The sequence below is a fragment of the Leclercia sp. W17 genome (assembly GCF_003336325.1).
Lineage (GTDB): Bacteria > Pseudomonadota > Gammaproteobacteria > Enterobacterales > Enterobacteriaceae > Enterobacter.
In genome coordinates this window covers 3,718,694-3,731,150 of record NZ_CP031101.1, presented here as the reverse complement: position 1 = coordinate 3,731,150, position 12,457 = coordinate 3,718,694, and the positions used below count along the sequence as shown (strand labels likewise).

Here is a 12,457-nt window from a genome sequence, read left to right as displayed (position 1 = left end):
GGCGGTATCGATCCCGCTGGTGCATTGATGATAAGGAGAACTCAATGAAACTCGTGCACATGTTAAGTGGTTTAGCGGTAGCGGTTGCTCTCTCTGCCTGCGCGGACAAAAGCGCAGACATTCAGACGCCAGCGCCGAACCCTAACACTGCTGGCGTAGCGACGCAGCCGACCATTCAGCAGCCAAATGTCTCAGGTACAATCTGGATCCGCCAGAAGGTGGCTTTACCGCCGGATGCAGTGTTAACCGTTACCCTGTCTGATGCTTCGCTGGCGGATTCGCCATCGAAAGTTCTGGCGCAGCGGGCGACGCGTACCGAGGGTAAACAGGCGCCATTTAAATTTGAACTGCCGTTTAACCCGGCGGATGTTCAGCCTAACGCCCGCATCCTACTGAGCGCAGCTATCACCATCGACGATAAGGTTGTCCTGATGACCGATATCGTTAAACCGGTGATCAACCAGGGTGGAACCAAAGCCGATCTGGTTCTGGTGCCGGTACAGCAGACCTCGCTGCCGCTGCAGCCTGGCGGCGGTGCGCCGACAACGGTGCCGTCAACGTCACCAACTCAGGTTAGCCCCTCTACGGCTACCCCGGCCCCAACCCAGCTTTAATGCCTCATGCCCCTCTCGTCTGAGAGGGGCAGTTCAATACCGCCAGCGATAACGCTGCATATCAATTTGCCCACTTCCCGACACCTGCACGCCTTCACTGAGTAAGGCCTGACGCTGGCGCTGTAAATCTGGCCCGGTTAAGGAGATCGCTCCGTGGCGGTTGACCACCCGATGCCAGGGCAGGGTGCTGCCTTCAGGCAGCCTTCTCAGCACGCCGCCTACCTGTCGCGCTGCACGGGGAGAACCCGCCAGCCGCGCCACCTCGCCATAGGTGGTGACCGTGCCTTCGGGAATTGAGGCCACTATCTGCCATACCCGCTGGGGAAAAGAGTCGTGCTCGTCCATTTTGTGCTCCTGTGTTAAGGGCATGATAAAGATTTACGGACAAGACAGGAAGAAAGCGCCCAATCTGTAAACGCTTTGCGCAATAAAACATCACCCGGACGCGGTTAACTTGCAATTGCAATCCCGTACAGTGATAATGCGCCAGCGCGTTGGTTAACAACGCTCTCAATGGGGGCTCTGTTGGTTCTCCCGCAACGCTACTCTGTTCACCAGGTCAGGTCCGGAAGGAAGCAGCCAGGGCAGACGACGTGTGTGCCGGGATGTAGCTGGCAGGGCCCCCACCCATTTCTGCTCTCCTCAGCATCTCTTCAAATCCCATCAGCGCTATTATCCCCAATAACAGTACGCATATTATATATTTTTAAACTGACCTGTATATTTCGCAAATTGTCATCATACTGAAACATGGCTGTCATTATTCTGTCATAAATTTTCTGCAGGGTAAGTGTGACATTTTTATGATGTATAAGCAGAGAATATATATCTGGATAATAATGTTAACTTCGTGTATTAATTTAAGAAAAAATAGCCAGGGATGTAAAAACGATGACGACTGCAGTCCTGAATGTAAAAATTGACGAAGCGCTGAAAGAGAAACTTCGTCATTATGCCGAAGTGAATAATGAGAATCTCAGCGTTACCACTGAGAAGCTGCTGCAGATGGCATTTGCTGTAGCAGATGAGGCGGGAGTGACGGAGGAGGATATCGACAATCAGCATACGGAAGAAGAGAGTGTAGCTCCATTTACTCCTAAAGAAATCAAGGCACTAAGAAAAATTCTGAAGAAGAAAAAATGAAACAACATCAACAATCAACCGCCAGCAGCTACTCCGAAGCCTGCACGCTTCTGCGCTCTGGCTATGTCAAACATGTCCGCCTGGGCTGGGACGTTGGCAGTGATGAGTTCTTTCGAATTGCGTCTGACTGGTGTGATACCGGCGCAAAAATAAAGAAAGAAGGCGATAGTTTTGTTATTTCCCTGAAAGGTTTTCCTATTCCTGCTCAGCACTGACCTCCCATGCTGAAAATGTCTGACTGTAACAACTACAGTCAGACATTTTTAAATTGCCCGTTATGCGCGATTATTTGTGCGCCCGCTCACTTTTTTCCCGTAATTAATATCAGCGTTGCACTCGCCCACGGCGAAAAGGCGATCACACCAGCGTACGTTTTACGTTTTGCCCACCGTTAATCAGCGCCAGCCACAGCGGCTTGATCCGCACCAGGGCGTTTTCCAGCGCCATTGGCTCCAGAGAGAAGGGCATGCGCAGATAGCGGTCAAATGCCCCGGAAAGCCCAAACCGCGTCCCGGTCCCCAGATGAATACCCGCCGCTTCGGCGCGAGTGGCGAGCTGAGTGGCCAGCATATCCGGCAGTTCCACCCAGTAGGATAAGCCCCCTTCCGGCACCTGGAAGCGCCAGTCGGGAAAATGCTCCCGCAGTAGCGCGGCACAGCCATCTCGTCGCTCACGCAGCATCTGCCGTCGGGCAGGTAAAAAGGTTTCGCCCTGCTCAATCAACCACAGGGTCGCCAGCTGTTCCAGCAGCGGCGAGCCGAGATCGAGCGTATCGCGCGTTTGCGCCAGCGTGGCGATGGTGCGCGCCGGAGCGCGAACCCAGCCCAGACGCAGGCCGCCCCAGAAACTTTTTCCCGCCGAGCCGAGGGTAATGACATTGCCGTTCGGGCAGAAGGCAGCCAGCGGCGGAGGGGGAGGCGCATCGAACCAGAGATCAACCATGGTTTCATCGACAACCAGCAGGGTACGGGCCCGGGCAGCCACCGCGGCGATAGCTTGCCGGCTCGTCGCATCCATGCAGCGGCCCGTAGGATTGTGGAAATCCGGCATCAGATAAGCCAGGCGCGGCGCGGTCTGGGCGAGAGTGGCGGCAAAGCCGTCAATATCCCAGCCGGTCTGCGGCAGCGAGACACCTACCGGCCGGCAAGAGGCGCCCTGGATGGCGGCAATAGCCAGCGGGTAAGTGGGGTGATCCACCACTACCCGATCGCCTGGCCCGGTGAACATGCGCAGTACCAGCGCCAGCCCGCTGACGGCGCCGTTCACCACCATCACCTCTTCTGCCCGGGTCGGCAGGCCGCGCGCCGTATAGCGTGCGGCAATAGCTTCGCGCAGGGCCAGCAATCCCAGCTGGTCATAGCCGGTTTGCGTCAGATGCTGCGTCATGGCGGTCAGGGCATGGGTATAGGCCTGATGGATCTCCGGCCCGGCACCCAGGGCGGCGGTGGAGAGATCCAGCGCCGCACTGGCGTTGGCGCGGGTAGGGGGCGTGCGGCTGTCGGGAAGGATCACCCGCGATCCGCTGCCGTGTCGGCTTTCGAGGTAGCCCTCATCCCGCAGAAGGGCAAGGGCGCTGCTGACGGTGGTCCGGCTGACTTCCAGCGTTAAAGCCAGCTCCCGCTCTCCCGGCAGGCGCGTATCCAGCGCCAGCCTGCCGTCCAGGATCAGCAGGCGCAGGGCATCGGCCAGCTGTCGCCACAGCGGGGTACGGGAAGGGCTCTCCTGCCAGTGACCCAGCAGACGCACTAATGACTGACTTCCAAATCGACGTGATGACACAGGCAGTCCACTTTTTGAAAACTGGTCATTAATCATAGGGCCATTTCAGGCAATGATAAAAGCAGAAACCACCGGAGAGCGATCATGTTACGTCGATTACTTCAGCTTTACATCGGATTAAGCCTCTATGGCCTGTCAACGGCGATGTTTGTGCGCGCGGATCTGGGGGCCGATCCCTGGAATGTCTTCCACCTGGGGGTGGCAAAACTGCTGGGAATGGATATTGGCACCGTCATCATTCTGACCGGCGTGTTGGTGCTCCTGCTGTGGATCCCGCTGCGCCAGCGCCCGGGGCTCGGCACCATCAGTAACGTGATTGCCATCGGTCTGGCGGCTGATGTCGCGCTGGCATTTATTCCGGCTATCGATTCGCTGATGGCCCGCTGCGTATTGCTGGTCAGCGCGGTCATCGTAAATGCGCTGGCGACCGGCATGTACATCGGGGCCGGATTTGGCGCCGGGCCGCGTGATGGCCTGATGACCGGTATCAACGCCCGCACCGGCTGGTCGGTTCGCAGCGTACGCACGGCGATTGAGATTTCAGTTCTGTTGACTGGCTGCCTGCTGGGGGGCACTTTTGGCGTCGGTACCGTGCTCTATGCGTTAAGCATCGGCCCGCTGATCCAGATCTGTCTGCCATGGTTTCGTCAGAGACCGCGCCCGTTAGCCCCGCAGCCTGAGCGCGTTGTCTGATTTTGCGAAGCGCTCACATGCTTTACGCCAGGCGTTATGACAGAATAGGTACCTCTGTCACTGCAACGCGAAGCGCATGAAAGCCATAACGCTCTATGATGTTGCCCGCCTCGCGGGCGTCTCTTATCAAACCGTCTCACGGGTCATTAATGATGCGGCCCACGTCTCGGCCCGGACCCGGGAGAAAGTGCTGCAGGCGATGGCCGAGCTGCACTATGTTCCCAATCGCGGCGCCCAGCAGTTGGCCGGTAAACGCACCCGTACCCTGGGGTTGATTACCACCGATCTGGCCCTGCATGCTCCTTCGCAAATTGCCTCGGCGGTGAAGACCCGCGCAGGCGAGCGCGGCGCGAGCGTGCTGATCTCGATGGTGGAAAATCCCCAGCAATGTATGGCGGCGCTGCAGGAGCTGCTGGCTCAGCGCGTGGAAGGGCTGCTGGTCAACGTGCCGCTTGAAGACGCCCAGGCAGAAAGCCTGCAGGCGCAGGCCCTTCCGGTGCCGGTACTGTTTCTGGATGTCTCCCCTGACGCCCGGGTACACAGCCTGGTGTTTGATGCCGGGCAAGGGGCCACTCTGGGGGCGCAACATCTGCTGGGGCAGGGCCATCAGCGGATCGCCCTGCTTGGCGGGCCGCAAAGTTCCGTCTCTGCCCGGGCGCGTCTTGCCGGCTGGTTGTCTGCCTTAGGCGAGGCGGGCCTGGGACCGTGTGCGGTTGCGGAGGGGGACTGGAGCGCGGCTTCAGGTTATGAAAAAGGCCATCAGCTGCTCGCCGGGGCGACCCTCCCGCAGGGGATCCTGGTGGCGAACGATCAGATGGCCCTTGGCGTGATGCGCGCCTGTGCCGAAAAGGGCATTGCTGTGCCGGGACAGGTTTCGGTGGTGGGGTTTGACGATACCACTGACAGCGCATGGTTTACCCCGCCCCTGACCACGGTTCGTCAGGCGTTTCGTGAGGCGGGACTGCGCAGCGTAGAGTGGCTGCTGGCGCAGCAGGGCACTACCGACGCGGCCCCGACGCAAACCCGGCTGCCGGTGACGCTTATCGAGCGCCACTCCACCGCCCGGGAGGGGATCCCGCAGGGAAGTGAAGATCTGGCCCGCCAGCTTAAATCGCTGGCGCTGCTGGCCGAACAGTTGGCGCGTCGTTAACGCTTTTGTGATCGCCATCGCTTCATGACGCTCTCCCCCTTTACCCTGGCAACCTGACAGGGCATTGTAGCCATAAATTGTGAGCGCTTCGCAAAGAGGTAACTATGTCCCATCGTGCTTCGCTGACCCTCAGCACACTACTTGCCCGTCGTGACTGGGAGAATCCCGGTGTCACCCAATGGAACCGACTTCCTGCCCACGTCCCGCTGAGCGGCTGGCGTGACGAGCACGCCGCGCGGGATGAGGAGCCAACCCCGGCCATCCGCTCGCTGAACGGTGACTGGCAGTTCAGCTTTTTTTCTGCGCCAGAGCAGGTTCCCGACAGCTGGACGCAGGAGGATTGCGCGGATGCGGTGGTGATGCCCGTTCCCTCCAACTGGCAGATGCAGGGCTTTGATACGCCGATCTACACCAACGTCACCTATCCTATTGCGGTGAATCCGCCGTTTGTCCCGGCTGAGAACCCGACCGGTTGTTACTCGCTCACATTCGATATGGATGCCAGCTGGCTGGAAAGCGGTCAGACGCGGCTGGTCTTTGACGGCGTTAATTCCGCCTTTCACCTCTGGTGCAACGGGCAGTGGGTGGGTTACTCCCAGGACAGCCGTCTGCCTGCGGAGTTTGACGTGTCTGCGTTTCTGCGGTCAGGCAGCAACCGGTTGGCGGTCATGGTGCTGCGCTGGTGCGATGGCAGCTATCTCGAAGATCAGGACATGTGGCGGATGAGCGGTATCTTCCGCGACGTTACCCTGCTGCATAAGCCAGATACCCATATCGCCGACTATCACGTTGTGACGGAGCTGAACGCCGATTATGACCGCGCACAGCTCCAACTGGGGCTGATTCTCGGCGGGAACGACTACGCAGGCTGCGAGGTGAGCGTTAACCTGTGGCGGGACGGAGAGCGTATCGCCAGCGCCATCGGTACACCGGGCTCTGCGGTTGTCGATGAGCGCGGAAGCTGGCAGGAGAGAGTAAATGTTTCTCTGAAGGTGGAACACCCGGCGCTGTGGAGTGCGGAAATCCCCGCCCTTTACCGGCTGACCCTCGTGTTGCGTGACGCGCAGGGCCAGATCCAGGACGTTGAAGCTTGCGATGTGGGATTCCGTCGTGTCGAGATCGCAAACGGGCTGTTGAAGCTCAACGGCAAGCCGCTGCTGATCCGTGGCGTAAACCGTCACGAACATCACCCTGAGCGCGGGCAGGTAATGGACGAAGCCACCATGCGCCGCGATATTGAGCTGATGAAGCAGCACAACTTTAATGCCGTGCGCTGCTCGCATTATCCTAACCACCCGCTCTGGTATCGCCTGTGCGATCGCTATGGGCTCTATGTGGTGGATGAGGCCAACATCGAAACTCACGGCATGGTGCCGATGAGCCGCCTGGCTGACGATCCGCGCTGGCTGCCCGCCATGAGCGAACGCGTCACCCGCATGGTACAGCGCGATCGTAACCACCCGTCGATCATCATCTGGTCTCTGGGCAACGAATCCGGTCATGGCGCCAACCATGACGCCCTTTACCGCTGGGTGAAAACCACCGATCCTGGCCGTCCGGTGCAGTATGAGGGCGGCGGGGCGAATACGGCGGCGACCGACATCGTCTGTCCGATGTATGCCCGCGTCGATCAGGACCAACCCTTCCCGGCGGTACCGAAATGGTCCCTTAAAAAGTGGATCGGTATGCCGGATGAGACGCGTCCGCTGATCCTCTGCGAATACGCGCACGCGATGGGCAACAGCTTTGGCGGGTTCGCTAAATACTGGGAAGCCTTCCGCAAACATCCTCGTCTGCAGGGCGGTTTCGTCTGGGACTGGGTCGACCAGGCGCTGACGAAGCATGACGAACAGGGCAACCCTTTCTGGGCCTACGGTGGCGATTTTGGTGATAAACCGAATGACAGACAGTTCTGTCTGAACGGGCTGGTCTTCCCGGATCGCACGCCGCATCCGGCCCTCTATGAGGCCCAGCGCGCGCAGCAGTTCTTCACCTTTACCCTGCAAAGCCACTCCCCGCTGGTGGTGGAGGTGCAGAGCGATTATCTCTTCCGCACCACGGACAACGAGCAGTTACGCTGGTCGGTGATGCGCGATGGCGACGTGCTGGCCACCGACGTTGTGGCGCTGGACATTCCGCCACAAGGGACGCAACGGCTGGAGATCGCGCTGCCGCAGTGGACATCTGCGCCGGGCGATCTGCGGCTGAACGTTGAGGTTATTCAGCCTGTCGCCACGCCGTGGTCTGCTGAAAACCACCTTTGCGCCTGGGAACAATGGCCCTTGCCAGCGCCGTTATGCATTGCGACGCCAAAGTCTGCCGGGCCCATTCCACAGCTGATCCGTGAGGATGATGCGTTGGTCATAACCCATCAGCAGCAGCGCTGGGAGTTTGATCGCACCAGCGGCAACCTGACGCAATGGTGGCGCGACGGCGTGCCGACGTTGCTTTCGCCGCTGACCGATAACTTTACCCGCGCCCCGCTGGATAACGATATCGGCGTCAGCGAAGCGACCCGCATCGATCCGAATGCCTGGGTGGAACGCTGGAAGGCGGCAGGGATGTACAGCCTGACGCCGCGTTTGCTGCAGTGCGAGGGGGAGCAGCTGGCGCAGGGGGTAACGATCGCCACGCTCCACGCCTGGGAGCACAACAATCAGGTGCTGTTCCTGAGCCGTAAATGCTGGCGCATCGATAGCCAGGGCGTGCTGCACGGCGACGTTGAGGTGCAGGTGGCGAGTGATATGCCAGAGCCCGCCCGAATCGGGCTGAGCTGTCAGCTGGCGCAGACGCCGCAGACCGTAAGCTGGCAAGGTCTCGGGCCCCATGAGAACTACCCGGATCGCAAGCTCGCTGCCCGTCAGGGACGCTGGGAACTGCCGCTTGCTGAGCTGCACACTCCCTACATTTTCCCGACCGACAACGGCCTGCGCTGCGATACGCGTCAGCTGAATGTAGGACAGCATCAGCTGGAGGGTGATTTTCACTTCTCGGTAAGCCGCTACAGTCAGACGCAGCTGCGCGAGACCTCGCATCACCATCTGTTACGTGAGGAGCCCGGCTGCTGGCTGAACCTCGACGCGTTCCATATGGGCGTTGGGGGCGATGACTCCTGGAGCCCAAGCGTCTCTCCGGAGTTTATCCTGCAGGTGAAAAAGGTGCGTTACGCCTTTAGCTGGCAACAGAACTAAACTTAATCGCGGATGCGGCCACACCACGTGGCCGCACATTCACTTCGGAGGTTTATCTGATGAAGTATGTCGATGGTTTTGTGGTTGCCGTTCCCGCGAATAATAAGGAGGCTTATCGCGAGCTGGCGGCGAAAGCCGCGCCGCTGTTTAAAGAGTTTGGCGCGCTGCGTATTGTAGAGTGTTGGGCAGATGACGTACCCGACGGCAAATTAACGGACTTTCGCCTGGCGGTGAAGGCGGAAGAAAACGAAGAAGTGGTCTTCAGCTGGATTGAATATCCTTCCAGAGAGGTGCGCGACGAAGCGAACCGGAAGATGATGAACGATCCCCGAATGAAAGAATTTGGCGAATCGATGCCATTCGACGGTAAGCGGATGATTTATGGCGGCTTCTCGCCGCTTCTGGACGAATAGGCGTGACGCCCGGCGGCGCTTCCCGCCGGGTGCTAAGCGTGGCTCTCGGGATCAAGATTCGTTTCCGCCCACTGGATAAACGCTTCTTTCGGCAGCGCCTTGCTGTAAAACCAGCCCTGACCGTACTGCACACCGTGGCGTCGAAGCCATGCCAGCTGGCCTTCGGTTTCAATACCTTCTGCCACCATGTCCAGATCGAGCGATTTGGCCATCTCTATGATGTGCGAGGTGACATTTTTATATTCCAGCGCATCCACAAACGACTTATCAATTTTTAGCGTATCGACATCCAGATCCTGCAGGTAACTGAGGCTGGAGTAACCCGTTCCGAAATCATCAATATAGACAGAGTGCCCGGCACGTCGGAATGCGGCAATGGCCGGGGCGCTGACCGCAGGATCGGCGAACCCGCGCTCGGTGAGCTCCAGCGCAATCTGCGAAGGGTGCAGTTGCCACTGATTCAGCAGGCGGCTCAGCAGCGGGAGCACGGTACCCGAGATCAAATCCTCCGGCGCCAGGTTTATCGAGATATGGTGGCCCGGATGCTGGCGTAACCATTCGCCCATATCCTCAAACACCTTTTCAATGATAAGTGTCGTCAGCTGATTGGTCAGGCCCGTCTGTTCCGCCAGGGAGACAAAAATATCGGGTGACAGATAGCTGCCGTCCGGTTGCGACCAGCGCGCGAGGGCTTCCGCACCGGTGAGTCTGCCACTGTTCAGATTCACAATCGGCTGGAAATGAACCTGGAATTCCCGGGCATTAATCGCATCCATTAAACGATACCGGGGCGACTGCAGGCGGCGTAACACGCGCAATATAAACCAGGCTGTCAGCAGACTGATCAGGACACCAAAAGGCAGCCAGAAAATAAGCTGGTGGTGCCAGCTCTTTTGCAAAGGGGTCAGAGAGGACCACGCCACAATGGTGAAGCCCAGGTCAGAAACATCGTGCCGGTTGTACATCACGCCGTTATGCTGGAAATTCGTGCTGCCATTGCGCTGCATTTCCTGGAACACCTGCATATCCAGCTTGTTGCTGCTGGCAAAAACGATATTGCGGCGAAGCCCCACCAGGGCGACGTCGATCGGCCATGAGCCAAAGGGGATCACATCGATCAGCGAGGCCGGATCGATCATGACAATGTAGTGCTCTGTGCCAATCGCAGCCATATAGCGGTCGAGGCCCAGATCGTTATGTGAGGTGACCCAGGCCCGGTAGCCATCGGAGGTGATGCGCAATGCTGGCGGAAACGGGGCGGCATGGCTCACTTGTTCCAGCGACGAGCAGCGCGGTTTCAGATCCTCAACGTAAAGGACTTCCTGAATATAGCGCCAGGAAAAGGAGGCGCGGCGCATCGCCATCGCATGTTCGTAGGTACAGGGGGTTCCGTTAAAAGCGTGCATCTCTTTCAGCGCGGATTCCGCCTGGCTAATCACTTTGTCGGTACGTATCTGTACGCGCGAAGAGTAACTATTCAAATCATCGACAAACTTATCTTCTGCATTGCGGTGTGCCAGCCAGATGCTCAGGCAGACAGGAACAAGGACAGCAATGATGAGTACACAGGTAACCACACTGACCAGGTGTCGGGTTGTCATGCTCCTGTTTCCTTTTATAACGCCGGTATAGGGCGCCCAAGCCGATGACATTAAAACGAAAAAGCCGTTGAAGTGTAGTGTCATAGCACGCTGTTGAGAGTGAATTCATTCAGCAATTGAGACACTGAATTAAATACCATTTTAAGTGACTTTTTCACAGAGCGAAAACCCGACGATCGCTACAGGCGCAGGTTGTTTTTGCACCTCTACTCGGATATGCTAATTGTTATGTTATAACAAATCATATTGAGGTAGGTATGCAGGTTCTGAATTCATTGCGCAGCGCTAAACAACGCCATCCTGATTGTCAGATTGTGAAGCGTAAAGGGCGGCTATATGTCATTTGTAAATCTAATCCGCGCTTTAAGGCGGTGCAGGGGCGTAAGAAGAGACGTTAAGCGGGATAAAGATGCCTGCCGCTGATGTCGGCGGCAGGCCAGAGCCAGGGTTAGGCGGCTACGCGGGAGAGGGTGAAGACATCGTAGAAAGAGAGCTCGCCTTTCGTGGCGATCATCTTCTGCAGTTTCTCTTTTTGCTGCGACTCGACGTTAGGGGAATGCAGAATATTTTCGATCAGCTGAGGAGGCACAAAGCGCGTGTTGTACCACTCACCGTTGTAGCAGACCCGGAAATCAAGCACATCAATATCTTCATAGCGATAACGCGGATTAACGTCAAAGAAGAAGAAGGCGTTAAAGACGATGAACAAGACAACCAGCAACCAGACGGAACCAATCAGCGTTTCGGATTGCAGCATCACCACCAGCGTAGCAAACCACGCCGCATACATGGCGACAAACAGACCAGGATGTTTGCGAATAAAGCTGATGCTGAAGCGCGGCTTGTTGTCACGCTTTTCGCGAACATTGAGATCATCAATGGTTTCGGTAAGCAGGCGTTGTATCTCGGTCATCTTCTGCCCTTTCTGAATTCAACTTAATACGAAGGATCCGTATATTTTAAGTGACCACAATGTTTGTGGACAGTAACAGTTATGCTAAGAAATATCATAACAGTTACCAGGAAAGGGCGGGTGGGATGAGATGGCTGGCTGTTCAGTACAACGCAATGCTTCCCCCCCAACGATGGCGCTAGCCCAGCGATGGAGAACGGCCTGTCATGCAAAGGATGAAACATCTGAAAGTAGAGTCTTTATCTCTGACAGTTGTGAGAGACAATCAGCGTACAAACTTCCATACAGCAGTTGGGATTTTATCGTACAGCTTATTCATCGTAAGTTCAGCCAGGCGATGATCGGCTGCTGAATAGAATACCGCAAGCTCATTATCAGAAAGCTCGTATTTATTTTTTTCAATGACGCGTTCGAGGGTGTCAATGGACTGACAGCGTCGCAAACGCATCAAATAATCAGTCTTGGTTAATGGTTTATCAGACATAAATTCACCTAATTGTTTGTAATAATTTTAACCGGAGAAACTAACGGATTAGCTCTACTCGCATTGACAAAACAACGAAAAAGCCGATTGCCAGATTTACGCCATTTTTGTAAATCCTGTGTGTTAATGCCGTAGCTACTGAATAACATAAAAGTGTCATCCAGGTATTCGTCAATCTGCTCAATCAACTTATTATCTTCGTTATACTTAATTTTATAATTAAGCGCGAAGGTAGCAATATGCTCAATCAACTCGTTTAACTGCAAATTAATGGCAGAAGTAGGGTCATTTACCCAGCCATGGTTGCTTTCATCGAGATTGGTCAGGCAGTCATGGTACAGGGATTCACAAAGGAATTTCAACTGTGCAATATCTTGCCTTTTGGGCGAGTATTCGTCCATAGCGCATCCCCTTTTTGAGTGATTTTTTACTCACCGAACATCGTTGTCGGGAAGGGTACAACTTGACTCAGTGTC

At 56.5% G+C, this 12,457-nt stretch carries 14 protein-coding genes and 1 other RNA gene; 9 read left to right on the top strand and 6 right to left on the bottom strand.

Features of this window, described 5'->3' with window-relative positions; all coding sequences use genetic code 11:
• Positions 1-44 precede the first annotated feature (44 nt).
• Entirely contained in the window at positions 45-614 is a 570-nt protein-coding gene (locus DVA44_RS18530; protein ID WP_103178495.1) for a YbaY family lipoprotein, read from the top strand.
• A 33-nt stretch (positions 615-647) separates the two neighbouring features.
• On the opposite strand, the gene DVA44_RS18525 is transcribed toward DVA44_RS18530, so the two are convergent.
• Positions 648-983 carry an MGMT family protein gene (locus DVA44_RS18525; RefSeq protein WP_114387773.1) on the bottom strand — a complete coding sequence of 112 codons (336 nt, stop codon included), beginning with the start codon at positions 981-983 and terminating at the stop codon, positions 648-650.
• Positions 984-1,137: 154 nt separating this feature from the next.
• On the opposite strand from DVA44_RS18525, the gene ffs reads away from it, so the two are divergent.
• The 3 genes from ffs (at position 1,138) to DVA44_RS18510 (ending at position 1,972) form a co-directional block, all read left to right on the top strand.
• Positions 1,138-1,234, top strand: an RNA gene (gene ffs / locus DVA44_RS18520) — signal recognition particle sRNA small type.
• A 271-nt stretch (positions 1,235-1,505) separates the two neighbouring features.
• Positions 1,506-1,757 carry a hypothetical protein gene (locus DVA44_RS18515; protein ID WP_039032396.1) on the top strand — a complete coding sequence of 84 codons (252 nt, stop codon included), beginning with the start codon at positions 1,506-1,508 and terminating at the stop codon, positions 1,755-1,757.
• Positions 1,754-1,972, top strand: coding sequence for a hypothetical protein (locus DVA44_RS18510; RefSeq protein ID WP_032616855.1), 219 nt, complete (start codon positions 1,754-1,756; stop codon positions 1,970-1,972). The genes DVA44_RS18515 and DVA44_RS18510 overlap by 4 nt, the downstream gene beginning before the upstream one ends.
• A gap of 142 nt (positions 1,973-2,114) precedes the next feature.
• Here DVA44_RS18510 and DVA44_RS18505 read toward each other — a convergent pair whose 3' ends face one another.
• Entirely contained in the window at positions 2,115-3,536 is a 1,422-nt protein-coding gene (locus DVA44_RS18505; RefSeq protein ID WP_114388452.1) for a PLP-dependent aminotransferase family protein, read from the bottom strand.
• 84 nt (positions 3,537-3,620) lie between these two features.
• On the opposite strand from DVA44_RS18505, the gene DVA44_RS18500 reads away from it, so the two are divergent.
• The 4 genes from DVA44_RS18500 (at position 3,621) to DVA44_RS18485 (ending at position 8,983) form a co-directional block, all read left to right on the top strand.
• A complete protein-coding gene (locus DVA44_RS18500) occupies positions 3,621-4,229 on the top strand; it encodes a YitT family protein (RefSeq protein WP_114387772.1) in 609 nt (202 codons plus the stop codon).
• 76 nt (positions 4,230-4,305) lie between these two features.
• Positions 4,306-5,379 carry a LacI family DNA-binding transcriptional regulator gene (locus DVA44_RS18495; protein ID WP_114387771.1) on the top strand — a complete coding sequence of 358 codons (1,074 nt, stop codon included), beginning with the start codon at positions 4,306-4,308 and terminating at the stop codon, positions 5,377-5,379.
• A 104-nt stretch (positions 5,380-5,483) separates the two neighbouring features.
• Positions 5,484-8,570 carry a beta-galactosidase gene (locus tag DVA44_RS18490; RefSeq protein WP_114387770.1) on the top strand — a complete coding sequence of 1,029 codons (3,087 nt, stop codon included), beginning with the start codon at positions 5,484-5,486 and terminating at the stop codon, positions 8,568-8,570.
• 59 nt (positions 8,571-8,629) lie between these two features.
• Complete coding sequence (locus DVA44_RS18485) at positions 8,630-8,983, top strand: DUF1428 domain-containing protein (protein ID WP_103824063.1); 354 nt, start codon at positions 8,630-8,632, stop codon at positions 8,981-8,983.
• A gap of 32 nt (positions 8,984-9,015) precedes the next feature.
• Here DVA44_RS18485 and DVA44_RS18480 read toward each other — a convergent pair whose 3' ends face one another.
• Positions 9,016-10,584 carry an EAL domain-containing protein gene (locus tag DVA44_RS18480; protein WP_114387769.1) on the bottom strand — a complete coding sequence of 523 codons (1,569 nt, stop codon included), beginning with the start codon at positions 10,582-10,584 and terminating at the stop codon, positions 9,016-9,018.
• A gap of 257 nt (positions 10,585-10,841) precedes the next feature.
• Between DVA44_RS18480 and ykgO the strand changes: the two genes are divergently transcribed.
• Positions 10,842-10,982, top strand: a complete 141-nt coding sequence (ykgO, locus tag DVA44_RS18475) for a type B 50S ribosomal protein L36 (RefSeq protein ID WP_003859006.1) — start codon at positions 10,842-10,844, stop codon at positions 10,980-10,982.
• 50 nt (positions 10,983-11,032) lie between these two features.
• Here ykgO and DVA44_RS18470 read toward each other — a convergent pair whose 3' ends face one another.
• From DVA44_RS18470 to tomB, 3 genes are all read right to left on the bottom strand, one after another.
• On the bottom strand, positions 11,033-11,497 hold the full coding sequence (locus tag DVA44_RS18470) for a YlaC family protein (RefSeq protein WP_114315745.1): 465 nt from the start codon (positions 11,495-11,497) through the stop codon (positions 11,033-11,035).
• A gap of 265 nt (positions 11,498-11,762) precedes the next feature.
• Positions 11,763-11,981, bottom strand: coding sequence for an HHA domain-containing protein (locus DVA44_RS18465; protein ID WP_032616864.1), 219 nt, complete (start codon positions 11,979-11,981; stop codon positions 11,763-11,765).
• A gap of 8 nt (positions 11,982-11,989) precedes the next feature.
• Complete coding sequence (gene tomB / locus DVA44_RS18460) at positions 11,990-12,382, bottom strand: Hha toxicity modulator TomB (protein WP_114387768.1); 393 nt, start codon at positions 12,380-12,382, stop codon at positions 11,990-11,992.
• Positions 12,383-12,457: the final 75 nt, after the last annotated feature.